The organism is Nesterenkonia sp. E16_10 (genome assembly GCF_017347085.1).
Taxonomy (GTDB): Bacteria; Actinomycetota; Actinomycetes; order Actinomycetales; family Micrococcaceae; genus Nesterenkonia.
Genome location: NZ_JADPSA010000014.1, coordinates 25654 through 49024, shown reverse-complemented (window position 1 = coordinate 49024; position 23371 = coordinate 25654). Strand labels below are relative to the sequence as shown.

Below are 23371 nucleotides of genomic sequence, written 5' to 3'. Positions count from 1 at the left end.
GTAGCCCAGGAACTCAATGATCGACCACGGAAAAGACTAGGTTTTCAGAAGCCGATCGAACTGATCGAAGACCTCCTGTTGCAATGACCGCCAGAATCCGCCGTCGGGCCTCAGGCCAGCTCGTCGCCGGATTCCCGGGGCTGATCGTCCTCTTCGGGAAGGTGCACATCGGCCACGCTGATGTTGACCTCCACGACCTCCAGCCCGGTGCCGTGCTCCACCGAACGGATGACGCTGCGGCGGATGTTCTCGGCGACCTCCACGATGGACGCGCCGTACTCCACGATGATGGTCAGGTCGATGGCGGTCTGACGCTCGCCCTTCTCCACCGAGACGCCGCCGGACACCTGGGTGCGCGAGCCGGGGATGCGCTCGGAGATCGCGTCGAAGGTGCGCCGGGCGATGTTGCCCATGCCGTAGACGCCGGGAACCTCACGGGCGGCGATGCCGGAGAGCTTCTGCACCACATTCTCCTCCACCGTGGTGGAGCCGAACTCGGTGACCAGCGGGCTGTTGGCTGCGGCCGCGGCCTGCTTGCGGGTCAGCTCGGAGCCCTGGGCGCTGCCGTTCTGGGCGGCAAGACCCTGGGCCGCCGGGCTCGGGCGACCGGCAGCGGCTGCGCCGTTGGCCTGAGCGGACTTCTGGGCGGCGGAGGTGTTCTCAGTCATTGGTCTCTCCTTGAGATCATGGCGCGCTCATCTGCGCTGCCTGGGTTCAGGAACTCTGACCTGCTCGGTCAGACATAAGCTAAGACGCAGCAGCTCGAAGATCCTCACGCAGATTCTCAAAGTTTTTTTCTGCGGCCTCACCGCTGCGCCGGAGAACGCTCACCGCAGCGCCGCCGCGGGGTCCCCCGGTGCCGCGCGAGCCGCCGCCAGCTCCCGCTCCATCCGGGTCGATTCACTCCGCTCCGCCCGGCTCGGGCGCATCGCCAGCAGCGCCCACAGGATGCAGGCGAGGTCGACGACCTCCTGCAGCCAGGCCCCGACGATGGCTGGGAGCAGGCCGGCCGCGGCGATGACCATCAGGACCACGGACATGCCCACACCGATCCAGATCGCCTGCCAGGCGATCCGCATGGTGCGCCGACCGATGTGCACCGCCCGCGCGCTGCGGCCGAGGTCATCGACCGTGATCACGACGTCGGCGGACTCACTCGCGGCGCTGGAGCCGCGCGCCCCCATCGCCACCCCGACATCGGCGACCGCCAGCACCGGCGCATCGTTGACCCCGTCGCCCACCATCATCACGGGCCGCGGCTGCGCGGCCTGCACCGCGGTGACCTTGTCCTGGGGCAGCAGATCGGCGCGCACATCGTCGATGCCGGCCTGCTGCGCGATATGGCGGGCCACGTGCTCGCCGTCGCCGGTGAGCATCATCGTGGTGTTCACCCCCGCTCGGTGCAGCGAGGACATCGTGGCCCGGGTCTCCAGGCGCAGCTCATCGGCCAGGGCGATATAGCCCGCGTAGCCGCCGTCCACGGCTACGTGGACCCCGCTGTGCCCCACCGGTGGGGTGTCCGGGGTCGCGCCGGTCTCCCGGGCGATGAACCGGACGCTTCCGACCAGCACGCTGCGCCCCTGGACCGTCCCGCGCACCCCGTTGGCCGGGACCTCGGTGACCTCCTCCGCGGGCGGCACGCCTGCTCCGCCGGCGCGGGCGGCGGCGACCACGGCGGCGGCGAGCGGATGCGAAGAGTACTGCTCGACCCCCGCGGCGAGCGCGAGCATCAGCTCTGGGGCGAGGCCGAGCGCGTGGACCTGGGTCACCTCCGGCCTGCCATGGGTCAGGGTGCCGGTCTTGTCGAAGGCGGCGGTCCTCACCCGCGCCAGCTGCTCCAGCGTGCCGCTGCTCTTGACGATGATCCCGTTGCTGGCCGCACGGGACATCCCCGCCATGAATGCCACCGGTGCCGCGATGATCAGCGGGCAGGGGGTTGCGACGACGAGCACCTCGGCGGCACGTGCGGGGTCCCCGGAGAGCGCCCAGGCCCCGGCGGCCAGTCCGAGCGCGCCGAGGGTGAAGGGCACCGCGACCCGGTCGGCGAGCCGGACGAAGGGGGCCTTGGACTCCTGGGCCTCACGGACCAGCGCGATGATCCGCTGGTACTGGGATTCCGAGGCGCCGGCGGTGGCGCGCACCTCGATGGCTTCACCGCCGTTGACGGCTCCGGAGAGCAGGTCCTCGCCGCGGAGGCGTTCCACCGGCAGCGATTCTCCGGTGAGGGAGGACTCGTCGAAGGTGGCGGCGGCAGAGGTGAGCACGCCGTCCACCGGCACCACCTCGAAGGGCCGGACCAGCAGCCGGTCACCGACGCGGACCGCTTCAACCGGGATGTCTGTGGGGCCGCTGGCAGGGCCGGTGTCGGTGGCGCTGTCGGTGCCGCTGCCAGAGCCGCTGTCGGTGTCGTTGCCAGGGCCGCTGGCAGTGCCGCTCTCCGGACCCAGCCGGTGCGCGGTGTGCGGGGCGTTCTCCAGCAGACCGGTCAGCTCCCGACGGGCACGGCCGGCGGCGTAGTCCTCGAGCGCTTCGCCGCCGGAGAGCATCAGGCAGACCACCAGGGCGGCCCAGTACTCCCCCACCGCCACGGTGGAGCCGATGGCGGTGACCGCGAGCAGGTCGATGCCGTAGGTTCCGGCGCGCAGGTCCTTGACCATGCGACGGACCTGCAGCAGCGCGATGACCAGGGCGAATCCGGAGATCAGCCAGCGAGCCGCAGGTCCCTGGGCGCTCAGCTCCAAGGCGCCGCCGAGCAGCCCGACGGCAAGGGTCGCCATGACCATCGGGTAGCGCCTGAGGCCCGCAAGGAGTGCCCTCATACCTCATTGATACGCCTGAATCTCGAAGACGTATAGAAAGGTGCCGCTGGCACAGTTAGGTCTGCGCGGTCGGTGCTAATCCATGGTGGCCGGGACCAGGGCAGCTGCGGCGCTGCGCGGGATGATGCTCACCGGCGCGGGCCGGGCCGCGCAGGCGCTGCAGTCGGTGAACGCCGGGTAGAAGACGCCCGACCCCTGCACGGCGAGGTGGACCTGGGTGCCGGCCGCCAGCGGCACCGCATTGAGCTGGCGCAGTCGCAGCGGCGCCTCCACGCCCTCGAGCTGGACCAGCGCGGTGGTGTCGTGGCCGAAGTACTGCGAGCTGAGCACGGTCCCGGCCACACCCTGGTCGCTGAGTGTGATCTGCTCAGGTCGCAACATCACCTGACCTGCGGCTCCGCCCACCGTGAGATGCGCGGTGGCCAGGTTCGGGCAGACCAGCTCCACCTGCACGCTGCCCAGCGGAGTGGCTGAGTCCCAGACCGCACCGGCCTTGGCGCTGAGCCGACCTGGGATCTCTGCGGTGAGCGCCCCGGGCAGCAGCACGGCGTCGCCGAGGAACTGCGCGGTCTCCACGTCACAGGGACGCCGGTAGACCTCTTCCGGCGCACCGATCTGACGCAGCCGCCCATCCTTGAGCACCGCGACCTGATCGGCGAAGGAGAGCGCCTCATCCTGGTCGTGGGTGACCAGGATCGCCGTCGTCCCGGTGACTCGCAGGATCTCACGGATCGCCTGGCGGGTGTTCTCGCGCAGCCCCGCGTCCAGGGCGGAGAACGGTTCATCGAGCAGGATCAGCTCCGGCGCACGCGCCAGTGCCCGGGCCAGCGCCACACGCTGGCGCTGTCCGCCGGAGAGCTGGTCCGGCCGGCGGGAGGCGTGCTCGCCGGTGAGGCTGACCAGTTCGAGCAGCTCCGCAACCCGACGTCGACGCTCCCGCCGGGGGGTGCCGCGGGGCAGCCCGAAGGCGATGTTGCCGGCGACGTCGAGGTGCGGGAACAGCGCACCGTCCTGGGCGACCAGGCCGATGCTGCGCCGGTGCGCGGCCATCGAGGTCACCTCCGCCCCGTGCAGCCGGACCGCGCCGCGCTCGGGCGCCAGGAAGCCTGCGATGACGCGCAGCAGCGAGGTCTTGCCCGAGCCCGAGGGCCCGACGATCGCCGTGGTCGTCCCGGCCTGCACACTCAGGTCGATGTCATGCAGGACCCGCTGGTCACCGAATCGCACCTCGACCCCTGAGACCTGAAGCATCGTGGTGTCATGATCCGTGGCGTTCATCGAACCTCCTTGAGCAGTCGTGAAATCATCATCCAGGCCGGGACCGCGGCGACGAGCACCAGCATGGCGGCGAAGGGCGCGGCGGCCGCATAGGACTCGCCGCCGGTGTAGGTCCACAGCCGGGTGGCCAGGGTGTCGAAGCCGGTGGGGCGCAGCATCAGCGTGGCCGGGAGCTCCTTGATCGTGGTCAGCAGCACCAGCAGCGCACCCGAGAGGATCCCGGGCAGCATCAGCGGCAGCGTCACGCGCAGGTAGCCCGCACCCGGGCTGCTGCCCAGTGACTGCGCAGCCTCCTCGAGCTCTGGGGGCGCCGAGAGTGCGGAGGCGAGCACCGGGCCCAGGGCGAGCGGCAGCATCAGCGCGCAGTAGGCCAGGGTCAGCATCCACATGGTCTGATACAGCGCCGGCAGCACCGCGATCCCGAGCATCACCACCGAGAGCCCGATCACCACGCCGGGCAGCGAGTGCGCCAGGTAGGCGGTACGTTCCAGCAGCCGGGCGAGCCGCGAGGGACGGCGCGCGAGCCACAGCGCGAGCGGGATCGCGATCGCCGTGGTGGCCAGCGCCGCGAGTCCGGCGGCCCAGAGCGAGTTCAGCAGTGCCGAGCCGATCTCGCCCAGGGAGCCGGGCCGGGAGACGCCGCGCAGGCTCCAGACCAGCAGGGCCGAGAGCGGGACCGCCAGGGCGATGAGCACCGGGGCCCAGGCCAGGGCCAGGATCGGCAGCGTGAAGCGCCCCATCGAGAAACGGGCCGGGCGGGCGCGCCCTTCACCGGACATGGTGGAGTAGCGGGTGCCGGTGCGCCGGACCCGTCCTTCCAGGATCAGCAGGCACAGGGTGAAGACCAGCAGCACCGAGGACAGCGCCACCCCGCCGAGCCGGTCGAAGCCCATCGAGAAGCTGGTGAACACGGCGCGGGTGAAGGTGTCCACGCGCAGGATCGAGACCGCCCCGAAGTCGGCGATGACGTAGATGGCGCACAGCAGGGTGCCCGCGGTGATCGCGGGGGCGGTCTGGCGGACGGTGACGCTGAAGAAGGTGTCCACCGGTCCGCGGCCCAGCGCTCGGGCGGCCTCCTCCTGGGCGGGGTCCACCGAGACCAGCGCGGCGACCACCGGCAGGTAGATGTAGGGGTAGGTCACCGAGGTGATCACGATCGCCGCGGCGAAGAACCCTTCGAAGCTGGTGCCCGGGTTGATCAGGGCGTTCATCGACTGCCAGCCGAAGGCCGCGACGTAGCTTGGGATCGCCAGGGGCAGCGCGGCGGCGACGCCGAGGATCAGCCGTCCCGGGAGCTGGGTGCGGGTGACCAAAAAGGCGAGTCCCACGCCGAGGATCAGGCACAGCGCGGTGACCGTGCCGGTCAGGGTCAGTGAGGTCAGGGCCAGCCGGGCGCTGCGCGCACTGAACACCGTGTCCAGGAAGTCTGGGAGCGGGAACTGGGCCAGCCGGATGATCAGGTAGAACAGCGGCAGCATCGCGACCAGCGTGGCGATGACCGCGGCGGCACGCAGCCACAGCGGCACCGCCACACGCCCGTTCCCGGCGGAGCGGGAACGGGCGGCGGTGCGCGTTGGGGCGTGAGCCGGGGCGGTGATGGGTCAGCCCACCAGACCCGATTCGACGATCATCTCCACGGAGGTCTCCAGGTCATCGAGCTGGTTGAGGTCGATATCGGGGGCGTCGAGCTCCTCGAGGCTCGGCATGCCCTCGGGTCCCTCCACGCCTTCGATCATCGGGTATTCCGCGGTCTCTTCGGCGAAGTAGGTCTGGCCCTCGTTGCTGAGCATGAACTCGGTCAGCGAGGCTGCGGCCGGGTTCTCGGAGTTCAGCACGCCGACTCCAGCCACGTTGACCAGCGATCCGACGTCGCCGTCGCTGAAGAGGTGGTTCGCGACGTTGAGCTCGGCGGGATCCTCGCCGAGCTCCTTGGCGCGGCCGTAGAGGTAGTAGTGGTTCACCAGGCCCATGTCGATGACCCCGTCGGCGACATCGGTGACGATCTCGCCGTTGCCCTCGCGGATCTGCGGATCATTCGCGGCGAGGTCATCGAGGAAGGTCTGGGTCGCCTCCTCGCCCTCGATCTCGCGGTGGGCGGTCACGAAGGACTGGAAGGACGCGTTGGTGGGGGCCACGCCGACGCGACCGGTGTACTCCGACCCGGTCAGCTCATCCACGCTCGCGGGCAGGTCGGCCTCATCGACGGTGTCGGTGTTGTAGATCAGGGTGCGGACCCGTCCGGAGAGGCCCACCCACTGATCCTCGGCATCACGGTAGGCCTCGGGGACCTGGTCGAGCAGCTCGGCGTCGAGCTCATCGAACAGACCCTCCTCCGCCACGGCGCCGAGGGCGCCCGCGTCCTGAGCCAAGAAGACATCAGCCGGGGACCCGTCACCCTCTTCCAGCAGCTGCGCGGCCAGCTCGGCGGTGTCGCCGTAGCGGACCTCGACCTCGATGCCGGTCTCCTCGGAGAAGGTATCGATCAGCGGCTGGATCAGCTCCTCGTTGCGCCCCGAGTAGAGCACCAGGCTCTCCTGCTCGGCGGAGGTCTCGTCACCCTCGGAGGCCGGCTCGGTGGTGTCGCCACAGGAGGTCGCGGTCAGCGCGACGATCGCGCCCAGAGTGACCGCAAGGGAGGTTCTGCGCATGGGTGTGTTCCTTCTTTCCGCTCGGAGGCTCACCGAGGCGAGCCTGACTGATCTGATCCAAGGCTACCCTAAGTTACGCAAGGCTGGTGTGTCTTAATTGTATAAGGCTCTATGTTGCGCCGAGAGACTCAGCCGCACCCGGCACAATGGTGCAGGTGATCCCCCTCTTTCTGGACTGTGACCCCGGCATCGACGATGCGCTCGCGCTGGGCTGGCTGTTCTGCCAGGACGACGTCGAGATCACCGGCCTCGCCGCCAGCGGGGGCAACGTCTCCACCGCCCAGGTGCTGGAGAACACGCTGGGCTGGCTGCAGCTGGCCGGTCGCACCGAGCTCAGCGTCCATGCAGGAGCCGAGCACCCGCTGGCCGGGGTGAGCGAGTACGCCGAGGAGACCCACGGTGACACCGGCGCCGGGTACGCGCGCCTGCCCGCCGGCAGGGTCACGGACGGGGGCACCGGCGCCTTCACCGCCGACGAGCTTCCCGCCGCGCAGGCCTGGGTTCGAGCCGCCCGGGCGCACCCCGGTGAGCTGATCGGGGTGCTCACAGGACCCGCCACCAACCTGGCCCTGGCGCTTCGGCTCGAGCCCCGGCTCCCGCAGCTGCTGAAGCGGCTCTTCATCATGGGCGGAGCCTTCAACTACCGGGGCAACACCCGGCCCACCACGGAGTGGAACGTCAGCTATGACCCCGAGGCCACGAAGGCCGTGATCGACGCGTTCGGGGCCTCCCGCCACCTGCCGGTGATCGGCCCGATCGAGGCCACCGAGGCGGTGGCGCTGACACCTGCGCGGCTGCAGCAGATGCTTGATCGGCCCCGGTCGGAGCCGTGGTCAGCCTTTCTGGATCAGCTGGCCGAGGCGCTGCGGTTCTACTTCGAGTTCCATGATGCCGACGGCCACGGCTATCTGGCCCATGTCCACGATCCCTATGTCACCGCCACCGCCGTGGCCTGGGCCCGGAACCAGACCCAGGCCCCGGCCCCGGCCCCGGATCACGGAGAGCGCCGCTCTCCGGCGGCAGAGCGTGAGCGGGATTCGTCCCCACGCGGCGCAGCCAGGATAATTCCCTGGGCGCGCAAGACCGAGCAGGCAGCGGTCGACGTCGAGCTCCTGGGCACGCTCACCCGCGGCGAGACCGTGGCCGACTGGCTCGGACGCTGGGGCCGCAAGCCCAATGCCGAGATCATCCGCAGCCTGGACGCCGAGGCGTTCCTGGATCACCTGACCATCACTTTGAGAGAAGGACCACAACATCATGACTCACACTGACCCGCACTCTGGGCAGGGGTCCGTCACCGCGGCGGATCCCGGAGAAACCCCGAAGACTCGCACGAAGAACACCGGCACTCCCAAGACCCGTCACACCGACCGCGCTGGGAACCACCTCCGACCTGCTCCCCCGCTGTGGTCGGTCCTGGCGCTCACCGCCGGCGCCGCCGTCATCGTCGGCACCTATCTCTGGGTGCTCACCAGCCAGCCCGCCACGCTCGGCGCGGACCTGGGACACACCACCCTCGGGGTGATGGTCGGCTACCTCCTCGGTGCGGCGCTCATCGCCGCCGGCACGCTCCCGCGGATCCCGCGCAGCGTGCTCGCCCTGATGCCGGTGATGATCGCTCTGAACATCGCCACCGGCCAGATCGTGGGCATGTCTCCTATCCCGCTCTACCTGGACTCCCTGGGCACCGTGATCATCGGCGTCATCGCCGGCCCCGCCGCCGGCGCCCTGACCGGGATCCTCACCAACGTCATCTGGGGCGTGACGATCAACCCGACCGTCATCGCCTTCACCGCAGGCTCCGCCTTCATCGGCGCCGCGGCCGGCTGGGCCGCCCGGCTGGGCGGCTTCCGCCGCATCTGGTGGGCCGTCCTCGCCGGCGCCCTGGCCGGCATCCCCACCGGCCTGATCGCCACCCCGGTGGCCGCGTTCATCTACGGCGGCGGACTCGGCGTCGGCACCGGCAGCATCGTCGCCGCCCTGCAGGGGGCCGGCGCCTCCATGCTCGGTGCCGCCACCATCCAGGGACTGGGCAGCGACATCGCCGATAAGGCGATCATCTTCGCGCTGGCCTTCCTGGTCATCGCCGCACTGCCGAACCGGCTGCGCAGCCGCTTCCCCTTCACCGAACACTCTTCCGTGAAGCGGGCAGGGATGAAGCGCACCGGGGCGGAGCGTGCGACGCCGCACACCGCAGGATCCTCCCATGCGGCTGCACCCAGCCACTGAGCTGGTCCTGCTCGGCTGCGCGCTGCTGCTCGTCTACGGAGTGCCCTCCCCGGTGATCCCGGCCGCCGTGCTCATCGCCGCGGCGGCCGGGGCGGCGGCCTCTCCCCGAGTCCGATTCCGCAGCTGGGCGCTGACCCTGGTGGTGCTGGCCGGGCCCATGCTGGTCATGGTCGGCATCATCCAGGGACTCTTCTACCCCGGCGAGCAGGCCGAGGTGCTCGCCGAGTTCGGCCCCGCCGCGGTCACCGTGGAGGGCCTCGCCCTGGCGATCCAACTCTGGCTGCGGGTGGCCGCGATGGTCGCGGTCTGTGCGCTGTTCGCGTTCGGCTCGGATCCCTCGCGCGCCTTCGACGGCCTATTGACGCTGCGGCTGCCGCTGTCCCTGGCCTACGTATGCGCCGCCGCGATGAGCCTGATCCCGCTGGCTCAGCACCGGGTCCGCGCCGCGCTGGCCGCCCGCTCCGCCCGCGGCTGGGACACCGACCGGCTCTCGGTGCGCCTGCGCCTGCTCACCGGGGTGCTCACCGGCCTGCTGGTCACCGCGATCACCCAGCTGGATCAGCGCCATGACGCCCTGACCCAGCGCGGATTCGGTGAGTCCGCGCATCCCACCCCGGCCCGGTTCTATCCCGCAGGCGCGGGCCAGCGCAGCCTGCGCTGGGGTGCCGTCATCGGCTCCGGCCTGCTGGTGGGTGCCTCGCTGGCCGGAGTGCTGCCGCTGCCCTCGGCCACCGACCTCCTGGGAGCCCTCGATGCCTGACCCCACTTCCTCGCGGCTGCCGCTGCTGCGTCTGTCCGAGTTCGGCTTCCACTACCGCGGCGCCGGGACCCCCGCCCTGGAAGCTGTGGACCTCACCCTTCACCCCGGGCAGGCCATCGCGGTGCTCGGGCCTCAGGGCGCGGGCACCTCCACCCTGGCCCGCGCCGCCGCCGGGCTGCTCGGGGAACACGGGCACAGCACCGGGGTGCGCGAGCTGCGCGGGGATCACCGCGCGGGCATGCTCGGCGATGACCCGGAGGCCCAGCTCACCGGGTTGACCCACACGGTCCAAGACGAGGCCGCGCTGCCCGGGCGGCTGCTGGGGCTGCCGCTGCCCAAGTGCCTGGAGCGCGCCGAGGCCGGCCTGCAGGCGCTGGGCATCGCGGGCCTGGCTGAGCGGGCACTGGACACGCTCTCCGGCGGGGAACGTCAGCTCACCGCGCTGGCCGGGCTGCTGACCCTGCGCCCGAGCGTGCTGGTGCTGGATCAGCCCTCCCAGGCGCTGGATGACAGCGCGCGACGACGCCTGGCCCGGTCCCTGCGCGCGTTCCGTGACGCCGGGGGCGCGGTGCTGCTCACCGGACACCAGCACGATGACCTCACCGCCGCCTGTGACCAGGTGCTCTTCCTGGCCCAGGGCCGCCCCGCGGCGATCACGCCAGAAGGGACGCCGCCGGACGCGGGGTCCGCCCCGGCTCGGCTGGGCCAGCCGCCTCTTGACCAGCGGCTATTGGGCCAGCCGTCGTTGAATCAACCGCCGCTGGACCAGCCGCCGTTGGACCAGCACGGGATCTGGGATGCGCGGCGCGCACCGGTGGGCCAGGACCCGAACCGAGCGGACCCGATGCCACAACGAGAGGTGCTGCTCCAGGTGCGGGACCTCTCGGTGCGGCGCGCGTCCACGCCGGTGCTCGACGGCGTGGCGCTGGAGCTGCACGCGGGGGAGGTCACCGCGCTGCTGGGGCCCAACGGTTCCGGGAAGTCCACGCTGCTCGGCGCCCTGACGGGGCTGCTTGCCGCCGAGCCGGGGACCAGAATCACCGGGCCTGGCGGCGTCGAGCTCGCCGCGGCACCGGCACACCACCGGGCCCGTCATCTGGGATGGGTGGGTCAGGACCCAGGGGATCAGCTGTCGGCTTCCACGGTGCATGCGGAGCTGATGCGCGCGGTCCCGCTGGGCCCGGGAGGACGTCGGCTGCGGCGCGCCGATCGGGTGCGTGCATCGGCGCAGCGTGAGCACCAGGTGGAGCAGGTGATGCAGACCGCCGGGCTCAGCGGGCTCGGGCAGGAGCACCCGTATGACCTGGTGCCGGCCCAGCGCAAGGACTGCGTGATCGCCTCGGCGCTGCTGCTGGACCCCGCGGTGCTGCTGCTCGACGAGCCCACGCTGGGCCGTGATGCGGCGGGGATGCGCCGATTGAGCGCTCTGGTGCGCAGCTTCACCGCCGCCGGAGGCGCGGTGCTGGTGGCCACCCATGATCGGCGCTGGGCGGCGGAGATCAGCGATCAGCAGCTGCGCCTGGGCGAGCATCGGCCCTCGTCGGGGCAGGAGTAGAGCGGGCCGATCACAGCGGCCCGCGTCTGGGCCCGACTAGAGCGACACGACTAGAGCGGCAGCGACTCCCAGGTGTCGGCCATGGCGGGCACCACCGAGGCGACCAGCAGCCCAGCCATGACCAGGTTGAAGATCAGCATGTGCTTCGGCTGCGAGATGATCCGACCGGCGCCCACGCCGAGCAGCGTCCAGGCCACGGTGAAGGGTGCCCCGAAGCTGCAGGCCACGAGCGCGATCACCGCGACCTCGAGCATGAAGGAATCCCAGAATCCGGTGAAGGTGCTCAGCGCCGCCACCGAGAGGGTCCAGGCCTTGGGGTTCACGAACTGGAACAGCGCCATCTGCACGAAGCCCGGCGGCTTCGCCCCGGGCTTCGGGGTGAGCGTGGTGGGGCCGGTGGCGATCTTGTAGGCGAGCCAGAGCAGGTAGAGGATCCCGATCGGGCGCAGGATGTCGAGGATCACCGGCCACTGTTCCAGCACCTGACCCAGCCCGATCCCCACGATCAGCACCATCGAGGGGAAGCCGACGTTCACGCCCAGGACCGCGGGCAGCGTCCGCCTGAACCCGTAGGCGGCTCCGGAGGCCATCACGATGGTGTTGTTCGGCCCCGGGGTGCCGGCGCCGGCCACCACGAAGAGGATCAGAGAGAGAATCGCCACCGGATGAGACTACTCTGCCGGCACCTGCGCGCTCTGCGCCAGCGCGATGATCTCCTCGGTGACCCGTTCACGCAGCCGCGGGTCCAGCCGCTCGGTGGAGAGCGCCTCGTAGAACCACAGTCCGTCGGCGGCGAGCCGCGCGATGAAGCGCTGGACCGCGGCGGACTCCGCGGCGTCGTCGTCGGCCTTCTCGGAGTCTCCGGTGGCGGCGCGATCGGGGACCTCAGGGGGCTGCGGCGCCCACCGGGCGAAGACCTCGTCCCAGGCGGCGTTGGCCACCGGGTCCTCGGAGGCCTCGAGCATCAGCAGCAGCTCCGCGCGCTCCGGGTTCTGCGAGAGCCGCACGAAGGCTCGGAAACGCTCGTCGTGACTGAGCTCCTGCGCTGTGCCCCCGGCCTGGGCCTCCAGCGCGAGCTCCCAGTTCTGCGCCACATGCCGGTGCAGCCCGAGCAGCAGCTCCTCCCGGGACGGGAAGTGGTAGAGCAGCCCGCCCTTGGTCATCCCGGCCTCGGCGGCTACGGATTCGTAGGTCAGCATGGTCACGCCCTCGCGCTGGACCACCCGGGTGGCGGCGTCGAGGATCTCGTGACGTTTGGAGGGTCGCACAGGGTTGGATCTCCGCTCAGAGGTTGTCGGTGATGCTCAGTGGTTCTCGGGGTAGGCCTGGGATTCGGTGCCCGGGGTGTAGCGGCGCAGCATCCAGGAGGAGGCGACAGCGGCGAGCACCATCACCACGGCCACCCCGATCAGCACGCCCAGGTAGGCGACGTCGAAGGCCTCCGCGGCGGCGGCCATCGCAGGGGCGTCCCCGGATTCCAGCACCGCGGCCGGGGCCTGGCCGGCGTATTCCTCGGAGCCGGCGGGCAGCACCAGCACGCGGGTGTAGACGAAGGTCAGCAGGCTGCCCAGGGTGGCCACGCCGACGAGGCCGCCGAACTCGTAGGAGACCTCCTCGATGGAGGCCGCCATGCCGGCCCGGCGCGGCGGGACGTTGCCCATGATCGCGGTGGAGGCCACCGACATCGAGGCGCCCAGACCGGCGCCGAGCACAGCGAAGCTGATCACCAGCAGCACCAGCGAATCATCCAGCACGGCGTAGATCGAGACCAGCGCGCCCACCGCGGCCAGGACCATGCCGCCGCCGATCAGCGTGAGCAGTCCGGCGCGGTGCAGGATCGCGCCGCCGAACAGCGCGAAGGGCAGCGAGCCCAGCGCCAGCGCGGACACGATCAGTCCGGCCTCCAGCGGGGAGAAGCCCTCGACCAGCTGGAAGCGCTGGGTGGTGCCCAGCTGGACCCCGACGATGGCGAAGATGCTGGCACCTGCGGCGATCACGCCGCCGCTGAATCCGCGGTTGCGGAAGATCGTGAAGTCCACCAGCGGCTCGGAGGTGCGGTTGAGCCGCATCTGACGGCGGGCAAAGACGGTGAGCATGACGACGGCGACCACGGTGGAGGCCCCGAAGCGCAGCCAGTCCACCGGGGTCTCGGCGATGGTCTTGATGGCCAGCACCGCGGCGGTGAGGCCGAGCATCACCTGGGCCGAGGAGAGCCAGTCCCAGTGCCGTCCGGGGTTGGCGATGTTGGCGGGGCCGACCACGAGCATCAGCACCAGGGCCGCGGCGACGATGGGCACATTGACCAGGAATACCGAGCCCCACCAGAAGAACTCCAGCAGCACCCCGGAGACGATCGGGCCCAGCGCCATGCCCACGGTGGCCACCGCGGCCCAGATGGCGATGGCCATATTGCGCTCGCGCTCCACCGAGAAGGTCAGTCGGATCAGCGCGAGCGTGGCGGGCATCATGGCGGCGGCGCCGACGGCGAGCAGCGCGCGCGAGGCGATGAGCATCTCCGAGCTCCCGGAGAACGCAGCCAGGATCGAGGCCACCCCGAAGATGCCCAGGCCGATCTGGAAGATCCGCTTATGCCCGAACCGGTCCCCCAGTGCCCCGGAGCCGGGCAGAAGTCCCGCGATCACCAGCGGGTAGGCATTGATGATCCAGAGCTGCTGCGAGGAGGAGGCGCCGAGCTCCGCGGTCAGCGTGGGCAGGGCGGTGTAGAGGATCGTGTTGTCCAGCGCGATCAGGAACAGCGCCGAGGACACGATGGCGAGCATCGTCCAGCGCTGCCACGCGCTCAGTGCAGGGCGGGCATCAGCATGCACAGAGGGAAGGGTCATCACCGGAGTAACTATACTATACATCCGGTATAGTTACTGGTGAGCTTACTCACCCAGCAGAGCGTCGAGGGCCTGCAGCGCCGGGGAGATCCGCGTTCGCCAGCGCCAGTCCGCCTTGGCATCCGCGCGGGAGGGCCCGCCGTTGATCACACCGATCGGCCGGCCCGACTGGTGCATGGTCAGCGCGATCTTGAATCCGCTCATCACCGCCATCGAGCTGCCCACCACCAGCAGCGCCGAGGAGGCCGCGACGAGGTCCTGGACCGCGGACTTGCGTTCAGCGGGCACCGATTCGCCGAAGTAGACGACGTCGGGCTTGAGCTTCTCGGAGCCGCAGACCAGGCAGGTGACCATGTGGAACTTCTCCACCCAGGACTGGTCCAGGGTGACGTCGCCGTCGGGGTTCACATTCTCGGCGGCGGCGAAGGCGGCCTCGGCGTATCCGGGGTTCGCCTCCTGCAGCCGGGCGTCCAGGGAGGAGCGGGCCTCGCGGTTGTCACACCTCAGGCAGATCACGGAGTCCATGTCGCCATGCAGGTGGATCACCGGGTCGGCGCCGGCGGCGCGGTGCAGCCCGTCCACGTTCTGCGTGATCAGTCCGCTGAGCAGCCCTTCGGACTGCCAGTCGGTGAGCAGCCGGTGGGCCTGGTTGGGCTCGGCCTGGTGCATCTGGCGCCATCCGACGAAGCCACGGGCCCAGTAGCGACGGCGCGAGGCGGCGTCGTGCTGGAACTCCTGGTAGGTCATCGGCCGGTGCCGATGCAGCGAGCCCTGGGGTCCGCGATAGTCGGGGATCCCGGAGTCGGTGGAGACGCCGGCCCCGGTCACGCACAGCACGTCTCCGCTCTCGAGCATCCGCCGGATGCCCTCGCGGGCGATCTCCTCGGACTGCGGCTCGGCGGTGTCCTGCACGACCCGGGCTATCGAGCGCAGCGCGGCCTTGTGCGCGTTCTCGACGGGCTTGGTGAAGGCCGTGGGAGTGAACTCTTCCACGGGTCAGCGCCCGTACTTGTCCTCGTACGGGTCAAAGCCGCTGCTGCGCTCTTCGGGGTCCGGCCGAGCTGGACGGCTGGACGACTCTCTGTCACCACGGGTTTTGGCGAGCTCTCTCTCGAGCGCAGTCAGGTCGGTGTCCGGAGTGTAGTACTTGATCTCCCGAGCCTGCTTCGTAGCTTTCGCCTTCTGACGGCCACGCCCCATAAGCGAGACCCCCTCTGTCTTCTCGTGTCCCAATGACGATGCCGGGCAGAGGCTATCGCGGGATTAGCTGTCCATGAAGTAGTTCGTGATCCCTAGGTTAACATGACTGGCGCTGCACCGTCGTCCGATGTCTCCTCTGAGCGAGCACGATCACACCGTTCAACGCCAAGATGACGTACTCTGTTCCGCACGGTCCAAAGAAAGTACCGACCGCTGCGACAACGCCGTCCGACGATCTCGGTGGCGCGGCAGAAGATGCACCTCAGCGCAGCCCCTGGCCCCCGCCGTGAACCGCGGATGTGGCCGCTGCGGGCTGGCCCTGCACGTGCAGCCCCCTCACACTTCTTCCAGGAGATACCTCCATGTCCATCACCGACCGCAGGGCAACGGCGCCCACGGCCCCCACCACCGACGAGATCTTCGCTGCCCACGAGGGCGGCAAGCTCAGCGTCGAGACCACCATGCCGCTGGATTCCACGCGCGCACTCTCCATCGCATACACCCCTGGCGTGGCACAGGTCTCCCGCGCCATCCACGAGTCGCCTCGAATGCGGGCCACCCACACCTGGGCGGACCGCCTGGTCGTGGTGCTCTCCGACGGCACCGCCGTCCTCGGGCTGGGCGATATCGGCCCGGCCGCGGCGCTGCCGGTGATGGAGGGCAAGTCTGCGCTGTTCAAGACCTTCGGGGGCCTCAACTCGATCCCGCTGGTGATCAACACCCAGGATGTGGACGAGATCGTGGCGACCATGGTGGCGCTGCGCCCCAGCTTCGGGGCGGTGAACCTCGAGGATGTGGCGGCTCCGCGCTGCTTCGAGCTCGAAGCACGCCTGATCGAGGCCCTGGACTGTCCGGTGATGCATGATGACCAGCACGGCACCGCCGTCGTGGTCCTGGCCGCCCTGACCAACGCCGCCCGCGTCACGCAGCGTGAGTTCGCCTCGATGCGGGTGGTGATCGCCGGGGCGGGGGCCGCGGGGATCGCGGTGACCGAGATCCTGCTCGGCGCCGGAGTGGGCGAGGTGATTCTGACCGATTCTCGCGGGGTGATCCATGAAGGCCGCGAGGGACTCAGCGAGATCAAGGCGCACTATGCCCAGCGCACCAACCGGAGCCAGGTCAGCGGCGGGCTCGCCGAGGCGCTGTCGGGGGCCGATGCGTTCATCGGCGTCTCCTCCTCCAAGGTCGCCGAGGAGGACTTGGCGCGGATGAATGATCGTACGATCGTCTTCGCGCTCTCCAACCCGGATCCCGAAGTGCTGCCCGAGGTCGCTGCGCGCCACGCGGCCGTGGTGGCCACCGGCCGCTCGGACTTCCCCAACCAGATCAACAATGTGCTGGCCTTCCCGGGAATCTTCCGCGGTGCGCTGGATGCCGGTGCGCGCAGGATCACGCAGCAGATGAAGATCGCGGCGGCCGCGGCGCTGGCGGACATCGTGGGCGATGAGCTCAGCCCGGAGTACATCGTGCCTTCTCCGCTGGATGACCGCGTGGCACCGGCCGTGGCCCGAGCGGTGATGGACGCCGCGGCGGCCGAGGCGCCAGAGGTGGCGGCGGCGGCGCCGGCTTAGCGGCGCGGTGCCGGTTTGATGGTGGCGGCGGCTTAGCGGCGCGGTGCCGGTTCCGCGGCAGCCCAGGACGCGGCCAGGTGGACCTCAGTCGGCGGGCGGTGGAGAATTCGATCTATGACTGATGCAGCGCCTATGCCGGAGTCCCACCTGCCTGAGCTGCGCTGGTGCTCCGCCGCTCTCGACGGGCTCGGCGCCTTCGTGGTGATCTACTCGCCCGAGGATGACACCGTCCGGGCTGCGTCCTTGGCCCAGGCCGTCGGCGATGAGCCGGAGGTCGCCGCGATCGGGCGGGTCCTGGAGCAGCTGATGGATCAGCTCGAGGCGCTGGCCCCCGCCACCGCGGCGCGGGAGATGAAGCCGCTTCCCGCGGGCCGCGGCAGGGTGCCGGACGCCGTGGCGGCCTATGCCGCCGGTGACCATACCGCGCTGGACGAGCTGCCCGTGGTGCAGCCCGGTTCGGCCTATCGCCAGGAGGTCTGGGCGGCGATGCGTGAGGTCCCCGCCGGGGAGACGGTCTCCTACGCGGAGCTCGCCCAGATGGCCGGCCGGCCACTGGCGCACCGCGCCGCGGCCAGCGCGTGCGCGAACAACCTCATCGCCTTCGCGGTGCCCTGTCACCGCGTGATACGCGCCGACGGCGGGCTCGGCGGCTACGGCTTCGGCGGCGTCGAGACCAAGCGGGCCCTGCTGGCCCGCGAAGGCCTCCACCTCAACCGCTAGCCTTCCTGGCTGGTTGAGTTCTCCGGCAGCTACGTACCGACCGGAGAACTCAATTGACCAGGAAGATCGGCGCGGGGCCGTGGTCCTCGAGCCGTGACAGCCCGAGGATCGCTGGTGCAGACTCGGCCTTTTCGGCAGAGGAGGACGCATGGCCAGGGAATTGGTGTGGACCGGGTTCATGACGCTCGACGGGGTCGTAGACTCCCCCGGCGGCAGCAGCGAGGGGCACCGCAGCGGCGGCTGGGTGCTCGGCACCGAGTTCCTCCCGGAGGCGTTCGCACTCAAGGGCGAGGAACTCCAGGAGACGACGGCGCTGATGTTCGGCCGACGCAGCTACGAGGCCTTCGCCCCGATCTGGGCCGAGTCCGAGGACCACGCGGACTACAAGGAGCTGCCGAAGTATGTGGTCTCCACGAGCCTGCACGAAGACGCCCTGGTCGAGAATTGGGGACCGATCACCCTGTTGCGCTCGACCGAGGACATCGCGGCGCTGAAGCAGGACGACGGCGGCGCGATCTTCATCCACGGCAGCGCCGAGCTGGCCCGGAGCCTGATGGACGCCGGCCTCATCGACAGGTACAACCTGTTGATCTTCCCGGTGCTGCTCGGCACCGGGAAGCGGCTCTTCTCGGCGGAGGACCACGACGCGACGAAGCTGGTCCTGCGCGAATCAGCCCACTACGCCAACGGAGTCATCAAGGCCCTCTACGACGTCCGGCACTGACGTCCCTCCCGGCTGGTTGAGTTCTCCGGCGGGTACGTCCCGACCGGAGAACTCATTCGGCCAGGAGGAGTGGGGACTTCGGCTTCTTGGTCACGGTCAGCCCATGCGCGGACTCACCCTCCAGCGTCAGCTCCTCACGGTCCACCAGGACCGTGTCGCCGTCCTCGACCTCGCCGGAGAGCAGCGCGCGGGCCAGCTGATCGCCGATCTCGCGCTGCACCAGGCGGCGCAGCGGCCGGGCGCCGTAGGCGGGGTCGTAGCCGGTGAACGCCAGCCAGTCCCGCGCCGCCTCGGTAACCTCCAGGGTCAGCCGGCGCGCGGTCATCCGCTCCTGGAGCAGCCCGATCTGCAGCTCCACGATTCCGGCGAGCTGGTCCATGCTCAGCGGATCGAACATCACGATGTCGTCGAGCCGGTTGAGGAACTCCGGCTTGAACGAGGCATGGACGATGTCCATCACACGCTGCTGCTTGACCGTGGTCTCCAGGGTCTGGTCCACCAGGAACTGGGAGCCCATGTTGGAGGTCAGGATCAGCACCGTGTTGCGGAAATCCACGGTGCGGCCCTGGCCGTCGGTGAGTCGCCCGTCGTCGAGGACCTGGAGCAGGATGTCGAAGACCTCCGGGTGGGCCTTCTCCACCTCGTCGAGCAGCACCACCGAATAGGGACGACGCCGGACCGCTTCGGTGAGCTGACCGCCCTGGTCGTAGCCCACGTAGCCCGGGGGCGCGCCGACCAGGCGAGCCACCGAGTGCTTCTCGGAGTACTCCGACATGTCGATCCGGATCATGGAGCGCTCGTCGTCGAAGAGGAACTCCGCGAGCGCCTTGGCCAGCTCGGTCTTGCCCACGCCGGTGGGGCCCAGGAAGAGGAAGGATCCGGTGGGCCGGTCCGGGTCCGAGACGCCGGTACGGGCGCGGCGGACCGCATCGGAGACTGCGCCGACCGCTCTGGTCTGCCCGATCAGCCGGGAACCGATGAGCTCCTCCATCTGGAGCAGCTTCGCGGTCTCGCCCTGGAGCAGCCGCCCGGCGGGGATCCCGGTCCAGGCCGAGATCACCCCGGCGATTCCGTCGGCGTCGACCTCGTCGGCCACCATCTTCTTCTCCGGGGATGGGGTGGAGGCGTCCTCCTCCTCGGCGGCGGCCAGGTCCTTCTCCACCTGCGGGATCTCGCCGTAGAGCAGCCGGGAGGCCTCGGCCAGGTCGCCATCGCGCTGGGAGCGCTCGGCGGCCGACTTCAGCTCATCGAGCTTCACGCGCAGTTCACCGGCACGGTTGAGCTCACCCTTCTCGGCCTCCCAACGGGCGGTGAGCTCGGCAAGCTCCTCCTTGCGGTCCGCCAGGTCCTCGCGCAGCGTGATCAGGCGCTCGGCGGAGCCGGCGTCGGTCTCATTCTGCAGCGCGAGCTCCTCCATGGTCAGCCGGTCCACCACACGGCGCAGCTCGTCGATCTCCACCGGGGCAGAGTCGATCTCCATGCGCAGCCGCGAGGCGGCCTCGTCGATGAGGTCGATGGCCTTGTCCGGGAGCTGGCGGCCGCTGATGTAGCGGTCGGAGAGCGTGACGGCGGCGACCAGGGCGTTGTCGGCGATGCCCACCTTGTGATGGGCCTCGTAGCGCTCCTTGATCCCGCGCAGGATCGCGATCGCATCGGGCACCGAGGGTTCGCCGACGTAGACCTGCTGGAAGCGGCGCTCCAGGGCGGCGTCGGCCTCGATGTTCTCGCGGTACTCGTCCAGCGTGGTGGCCCCGATCAGGCGCAGCTCCCCGCGGGCAAGCATCGGCTTGAGCATGTTGGAGGCGTCCATGGAGCCCTGTGAGGCGCCGGCGCCGACCACGGTGTGGATCTCGTCGATGAAGGTGACGATCCGACCCTCGGCCGCCTTGATCTCTTCGAGCACGGCCTTCAGCCGCTCCTCGAACTCGCCGCGGTACTTCGCGCCGGCGATCATCGCGCCGAGGTCCAGCGAGATCAGCGTCTTCTCCCGCAATGACTCGGGCACGTCCCCTGCGACCATGCGCTGAGCCAGGCCCTCGACGACGGCGGTCTTGCCGACCCCGGGCTCACCGATCAGGACCGGGTTGTTCTTGGTCCGGCGGGAGAGCACCTGGACCACGCGGCGGATCTCGGAATCGCGCCCGATGACCGGGTCCAGCTTGCCCGAACGGGCGATCTCGGTCATGTCGGTGCCATACTTCTCCAGCGCCTGGAAGGTGTTCTCCGGATCCGGGGTGGTGACCTTGCGATCGCCGCGCAGGCCAGGCAGCTCGGCCTTGAGCGCCTGCAGCGTGGCACCGGCATCGGCGAGTGCCTTGCCCACGGGGCCGCCGTCGGTGGCGGTGCCGATCAGCAGGTGCTCGGTGGAGACGAAATCGTCGCCGAAGTCCTCGGCCTGAGCCTGGGCCGCCTTGATGACGTTGAGCCCGGCGGGCGAGAACTGCGGGGCCGCCACGGAGTCACCGCTGGTGGCGGGCAGAGACTTGATGATGGCGGAGGCGCGGGTGCTCACGGCGTCGGGGTCTGCCCCGGCGGCCTTGAGCAGCGCGACGGCCATGGATTCGCGCTGATCCATCAGCGCCTTGAGGATGTGCGCCGGTTCCACCTGCGGGTTGCTCGCGGTGTTCGCGTTCATTGCGGCCGCAGAGACGACCTCCTGCGATTTGGTCGTGAGTTTGACGTCCACGTCTGCCCCTCCCAGTGCGTAGTGGCGCCGGTTGTGCGACAGCGCCGAATAAACTTGAGTCCATCTTACTCAACTTTGACGTGTGGGGAAGTATTCCTGGCGATGTCACCTCTTCGCGAAGCAGACAACAGCCTGCATTGAGATGATTCCGGACGCCGAAACGTGCAGCAGACCCGTTCGATGATCAGCGAATCGCGCTGGGGAGGCTTTATGCGAGCCAGGTTCCTCGTCGAAGGACCTCTGCAACGTGAAGGTCTTTGTCGAGAACCACGGCATCTGCGTTCAGTCCTACTGCCAGGCTGCCAACTTGATCGCTCAGCCCGTGTGTGCGGGCAGGTACGACTGTTGCGGAGCGGATCGCTTGATCGAAAGGAACTCCCGCTTGGACGGTGTTCCGGAAAATGTCTCGCATGAAAGCAGTCCCACCGGCGATTGCACTAGATGAGCCGAGTGTGGCGGCTGCATCGTTGACATGCACGGTCGCAGGCCCTAATTGGTAGGTCCCGTCGTCGAGGCCCGCAGCCGCCATGGAATCCGTGACCAGCATGATGTTGTTCGCGCCTACTAGCTCGAAGATTGATCCCACCGTGTACGGGTCCAGGTGCAAAGTGTCTGCGATCAGTTCAATGACCGCCTCGCCCTTTGCCGCCGCGCGGAGACAGGCCATTGCAGGGCCAGGTGAACGGTGGTGGATGGTAGGCATGCCGTTGAACAGGTGCGTGACAGTGGGTACCGCTGCGCCGTCGCTGACGGCGGACATTCTTCGCAGTGCGTAGGCCAGAGAGGCCTGTGTGGTGAACGCGTCGGCGTCTGTGTGACCGATGGAGGGCACCACACCGTGGCTTGTCAGGTAGTCAACCAGTGTCGTTGCCCCTTCGAGCTCAGGGGCGTAGGTCATGGTGCGAATTGTTCTCCCGGAAGCTTGTATCAGCCGCCCCGTGAGATCGAGGTCGGGAAGCACCAGCCAACGCGGATCTTGAGCGCCGCAGCGTGCGTGAGAGAGGAATGGGCCTTCAAGATGGATGCCAGCCACGGAGCCATCAGTCGTAAGCCCACCAAAGAGTGCAACAGCGCGCAGCATGTCGTCGCTTGAGGCCGTAACGAGGCTGGCCATCACGGTGGTCGTTCCGATTTCATGGAGTTCTGCCAGTGCCTGCCGCACCGGTTCTTCAGCAGAAGTGGAAAAGTCCGCGCCGAAGGCACCGTGACAATGGGTGTCAATGAACCCCGGAACTAAAATCTCTCCTGAATCCAACACCTTCGGTGTGGGCCATCCCTGCGGATTGAAATAGTCTCGTGCCCCCGCGTAGGTGATCCGTTCATCCTCGATGGCTACCGCGCCCTCCGCATATTCGGTGAGTCCGGTATGGATTCGTCCATGGATTACCTGGCGGTGTGTGATGGTAGTGACCTTCCTGGCTGGAGCTGGATCAAGGGGTGTTGCCGAGTAGTGCGGCGCCGAGGAGTCCTGCTCGAGGGCCGGCACGGGATGCACTGATTGCAGGAGCATCGCGCCAACCCAATAAACCTCTTACTTCGTCGCGCAATGGGTTCAAGAGGACGGGGCCCGCGGCGCTCAGGCCTCCTCCTATCACGATCTCTGCTGGATCAAATATTGCGGTCAGTGTGGTGATCCCGGTGGCGAGGGCATTGACGGCGGTGGACCAAGCCTGGTCGGCGAGTGGATCTTTGCCCACTAGTCTTGCGACGTCCGCAGCGCTATTGGCAGTGCCGCCAGCTTCGACGTATCCCGACAGAACGGCTCTGGCTGAGGCGTAGGTTTCCAGGCACCCGAGTCGTCCGCATGAGCACGCTCGACCATCGGGGATGGTAGTAACATGGCCCAGTTCACCTGCCTGTCCGCGTGCCCCAGTCACCGTCCTACCTGCGGTGACGATGGCGGCGGAGATGCCGGTACCAATCGGGATAAATACAAAGTCCCGTAAGGCTGGGCGTAGAGCCATCTCTGCCCGAGCGGCAGTTCGGGCGTCATGATCGATTGTGGTCGGGAGACTGAAATGTTCTTCTAGCCGACTTGCCAAAGGAAAATCAGTCCACTTAAGGTTTGCGGCGTAGCGCACCAGACCGAAAGGCGCATCTACCAGTCCCGGAGTGCCTACCCCGATGGCGGTGGGCTCATAGCCATGCGCATGTGCGGTCCTCGCGAGGTCAGAGACCACCGCGAGGACCGCGTCGAAAGCGCCCAAAGACCCTTCGAAGGTTGGGGCAGCGAGTTCGGGGGATAGTTCTGACCCGTCGGCGAAGACGGAGCCCTTGACCGTGGTGCCACCGATATCGATCGCAAGCACGATATTCGACTCCATGCGCTGCCTTGCTT

Annotated in this window: 20 protein-coding genes; 7 read left to right on the top strand and 13 right to left on the bottom strand. The window is 69.0% G+C overall.

The genetic code is table 11. The annotated features are described in order from the left end of the window. Positions 1–110: 110 nt before the first annotated feature. From I2487_RS04600 to I2487_RS04580, 5 genes are all read right to left on the bottom strand, one after another. Entirely contained in the window at positions 111–668 is a 558-nt protein-coding gene (locus I2487_RS04600) for an Asp23/Gls24 family envelope stress response protein (protein WP_207172630.1), read from the bottom strand. A gap of 159 nt (positions 669–827) precedes the next feature. Continuing rightward, positions 828–2819 (bottom strand): heavy metal translocating P-type ATPase, encoded by a 1992-nt coding sequence (locus tag I2487_RS04595; RefSeq protein ID WP_207172628.1) that lies wholly within the window; start codon positions 2817–2819, stop codon positions 828–830. A 75-nt stretch (positions 2820–2894) separates the two neighbouring features. Continuing rightward, the gene (locus I2487_RS04590; protein ID WP_255545946.1) at positions 2895–4097 is read right to left on the bottom strand and encodes an ABC transporter ATP-binding protein; all 1203 of its coding nucleotides are present in this window, start codon (positions 4095–4097) and stop codon (positions 2895–2897) included. Beyond that, a complete protein-coding gene (locus I2487_RS04585) occupies positions 4094–5629 on the bottom strand; it encodes an ABC transporter permease subunit (protein ID WP_207172626.1) in 1536 nt (511 codons plus the stop codon). Before I2487_RS04585 ends, I2487_RS04590 begins: the two co-directional genes overlap by 4 nt. A 69-nt stretch (positions 5630–5698) precedes the next feature. Next, positions 5699–6745, bottom strand: coding sequence for an iron ABC transporter substrate-binding protein (locus I2487_RS04580; RefSeq protein WP_207172624.1), 1047 nt, complete (start codon positions 6743–6745; stop codon positions 5699–5701). 155 nt (positions 6746–6900) lie between these two features. Here I2487_RS04580 and I2487_RS04575 point away from each other — a divergent pair, with 155 nt between their 5' ends. The 4 genes from I2487_RS04575 to I2487_RS04560 are packed head-to-tail and all read left to right on the top strand — an operon-like array spanning position 6901 to position 11289. Next, positions 6901–8016 carry a nucleoside hydrolase gene (locus I2487_RS04575; RefSeq protein ID WP_518523697.1) on the top strand — a complete coding sequence of 372 codons (1116 nt, stop codon included), beginning with the start codon at positions 6901–6903 and terminating at the stop codon, positions 8014–8016. Next, positions 8003–8974 (top strand): ECF transporter S component, encoded by a 972-nt coding sequence (locus I2487_RS04570; protein ID WP_207172620.1) that lies wholly within the window; start codon positions 8003–8005, stop codon positions 8972–8974. Before I2487_RS04575 ends, I2487_RS04570 begins: the two co-directional genes overlap by 14 nt. After that, positions 8952–9734: a CbiQ family ECF transporter T component gene (locus I2487_RS04565; RefSeq protein WP_207173012.1), complete on the top strand. Its 783-nt coding sequence runs from the start codon at positions 8952–8954 to the stop codon at positions 9732–9734. Before I2487_RS04570 ends, I2487_RS04565 begins: the two co-directional genes overlap by 23 nt. Next, on the top strand, positions 9727–11289 hold the full coding sequence (locus I2487_RS04560) for an ATP-binding cassette domain-containing protein (protein WP_207172610.1): 1563 nt from the start codon (positions 9727–9729) through the stop codon (positions 11287–11289). The genes I2487_RS04565 and I2487_RS04560 overlap by 8 nt, the downstream gene beginning before the upstream one ends. A 50-nt stretch (positions 11290–11339) precedes the next feature. Here the strand turns inward: I2487_RS04560 and I2487_RS04555 are convergent, their stop codons facing one another. The 5 genes from I2487_RS04555 to I2487_RS04535 are packed head-to-tail and all read right to left on the bottom strand — an operon-like array spanning position 11340 to position 15332. After that, positions 11340–11951 (bottom strand): LysE family transporter, encoded by a 612-nt coding sequence (locus I2487_RS04555; RefSeq protein WP_207172608.1) that lies wholly within the window; start codon positions 11949–11951, stop codon positions 11340–11342. Between the two features lie 9 nt (positions 11952–11960). Next, complete coding sequence (locus tag I2487_RS04550; protein WP_207172607.1) at positions 11961–12557, bottom strand: TetR family transcriptional regulator; 597 nt, start codon at positions 12555–12557, stop codon at positions 11961–11963. A gap of 36 nt (positions 12558–12593) precedes the next feature. Further along, on the bottom strand, positions 12594–14132 hold the full coding sequence (locus tag I2487_RS04545; protein ID WP_255545945.1) for an MFS transporter: 1539 nt from the start codon (positions 14130–14132) through the stop codon (positions 12594–12596). Positions 14133–14177: 45 nt separating this feature from the next. After that, on the bottom strand, positions 14178–15125 hold the full coding sequence (locus tag I2487_RS04540; RefSeq protein ID WP_207172604.1) for a Sir2 family NAD-dependent protein deacetylase: 948 nt from the start codon (positions 15123–15125) through the stop codon (positions 14178–14180). 3 nt (positions 15126–15128) lie between these two features. Next, positions 15129–15332, bottom strand: coding sequence for a DUF3073 domain-containing protein (locus I2487_RS04535; RefSeq protein WP_207172614.1), 204 nt, complete (start codon positions 15330–15332; stop codon positions 15129–15131). 362 nt (positions 15333–15694) lie between these two features. Here I2487_RS04535 and I2487_RS04530 point away from each other — a divergent pair, with 362 nt between their 5' ends. The 3 genes from I2487_RS04530 (at position 15695) to I2487_RS04520 (ending at position 18347) form a co-directional block, all read left to right on the top strand. Next, positions 15695–16903 carry an NAD(P)-dependent malic enzyme gene (locus I2487_RS04530; protein WP_207172602.1) on the top strand — a complete coding sequence of 403 codons (1209 nt, stop codon included), beginning with the start codon at positions 15695–15697 and terminating at the stop codon, positions 16901–16903. 114 nt (positions 16904–17017) lie between these two features. Continuing rightward, complete coding sequence (locus I2487_RS04525) at positions 17018–17623, top strand: methylated-DNA--[protein]-cysteine S-methyltransferase (protein WP_255545944.1); 606 nt, start codon at positions 17018–17020, stop codon at positions 17621–17623. Between the two features lie 148 nt (positions 17624–17771). After that, the gene (locus tag I2487_RS04520) at positions 17772–18347 is read left to right on the top strand and encodes a dihydrofolate reductase family protein (RefSeq protein ID WP_207172601.1); all 576 of its coding nucleotides are present in this window, start codon (positions 17772–17774) and stop codon (positions 18345–18347) included. Positions 18348–18399: 52 nt separating this feature from the next. Here I2487_RS04520 and clpB read toward each other — a convergent pair whose 3' ends face one another. The 3 genes from clpB to I2487_RS15830 form a co-directional block, all read right to left on the bottom strand. Further along, positions 18400–21033: an ATP-dependent chaperone ClpB gene (gene clpB / locus I2487_RS04515; RefSeq protein ID WP_207172599.1), complete on the bottom strand. Its 2634-nt coding sequence runs from the start codon at positions 21031–21033 to the stop codon at positions 18400–18402. Between the two features lie 208 nt (positions 21034–21241). Beyond that, entirely contained in the window at positions 21242–22543 is a 1302-nt protein-coding gene (locus I2487_RS04510) for an N-acetylglucosamine-6-phosphate deacetylase (RefSeq protein ID WP_207172598.1), read from the bottom strand. Next, the gene (locus tag I2487_RS15830) at positions 22464–23357 is read right to left on the bottom strand and encodes an ROK family protein (RefSeq protein ID WP_207172597.1); all 894 of its coding nucleotides are present in this window, start codon (positions 23355–23357) and stop codon (positions 22464–22466) included. The genes I2487_RS04510 and I2487_RS15830 overlap by 80 nt, the downstream gene beginning before the upstream one ends. Between the last annotated feature and the right edge of the window lie 14 nt (positions 23358–23371).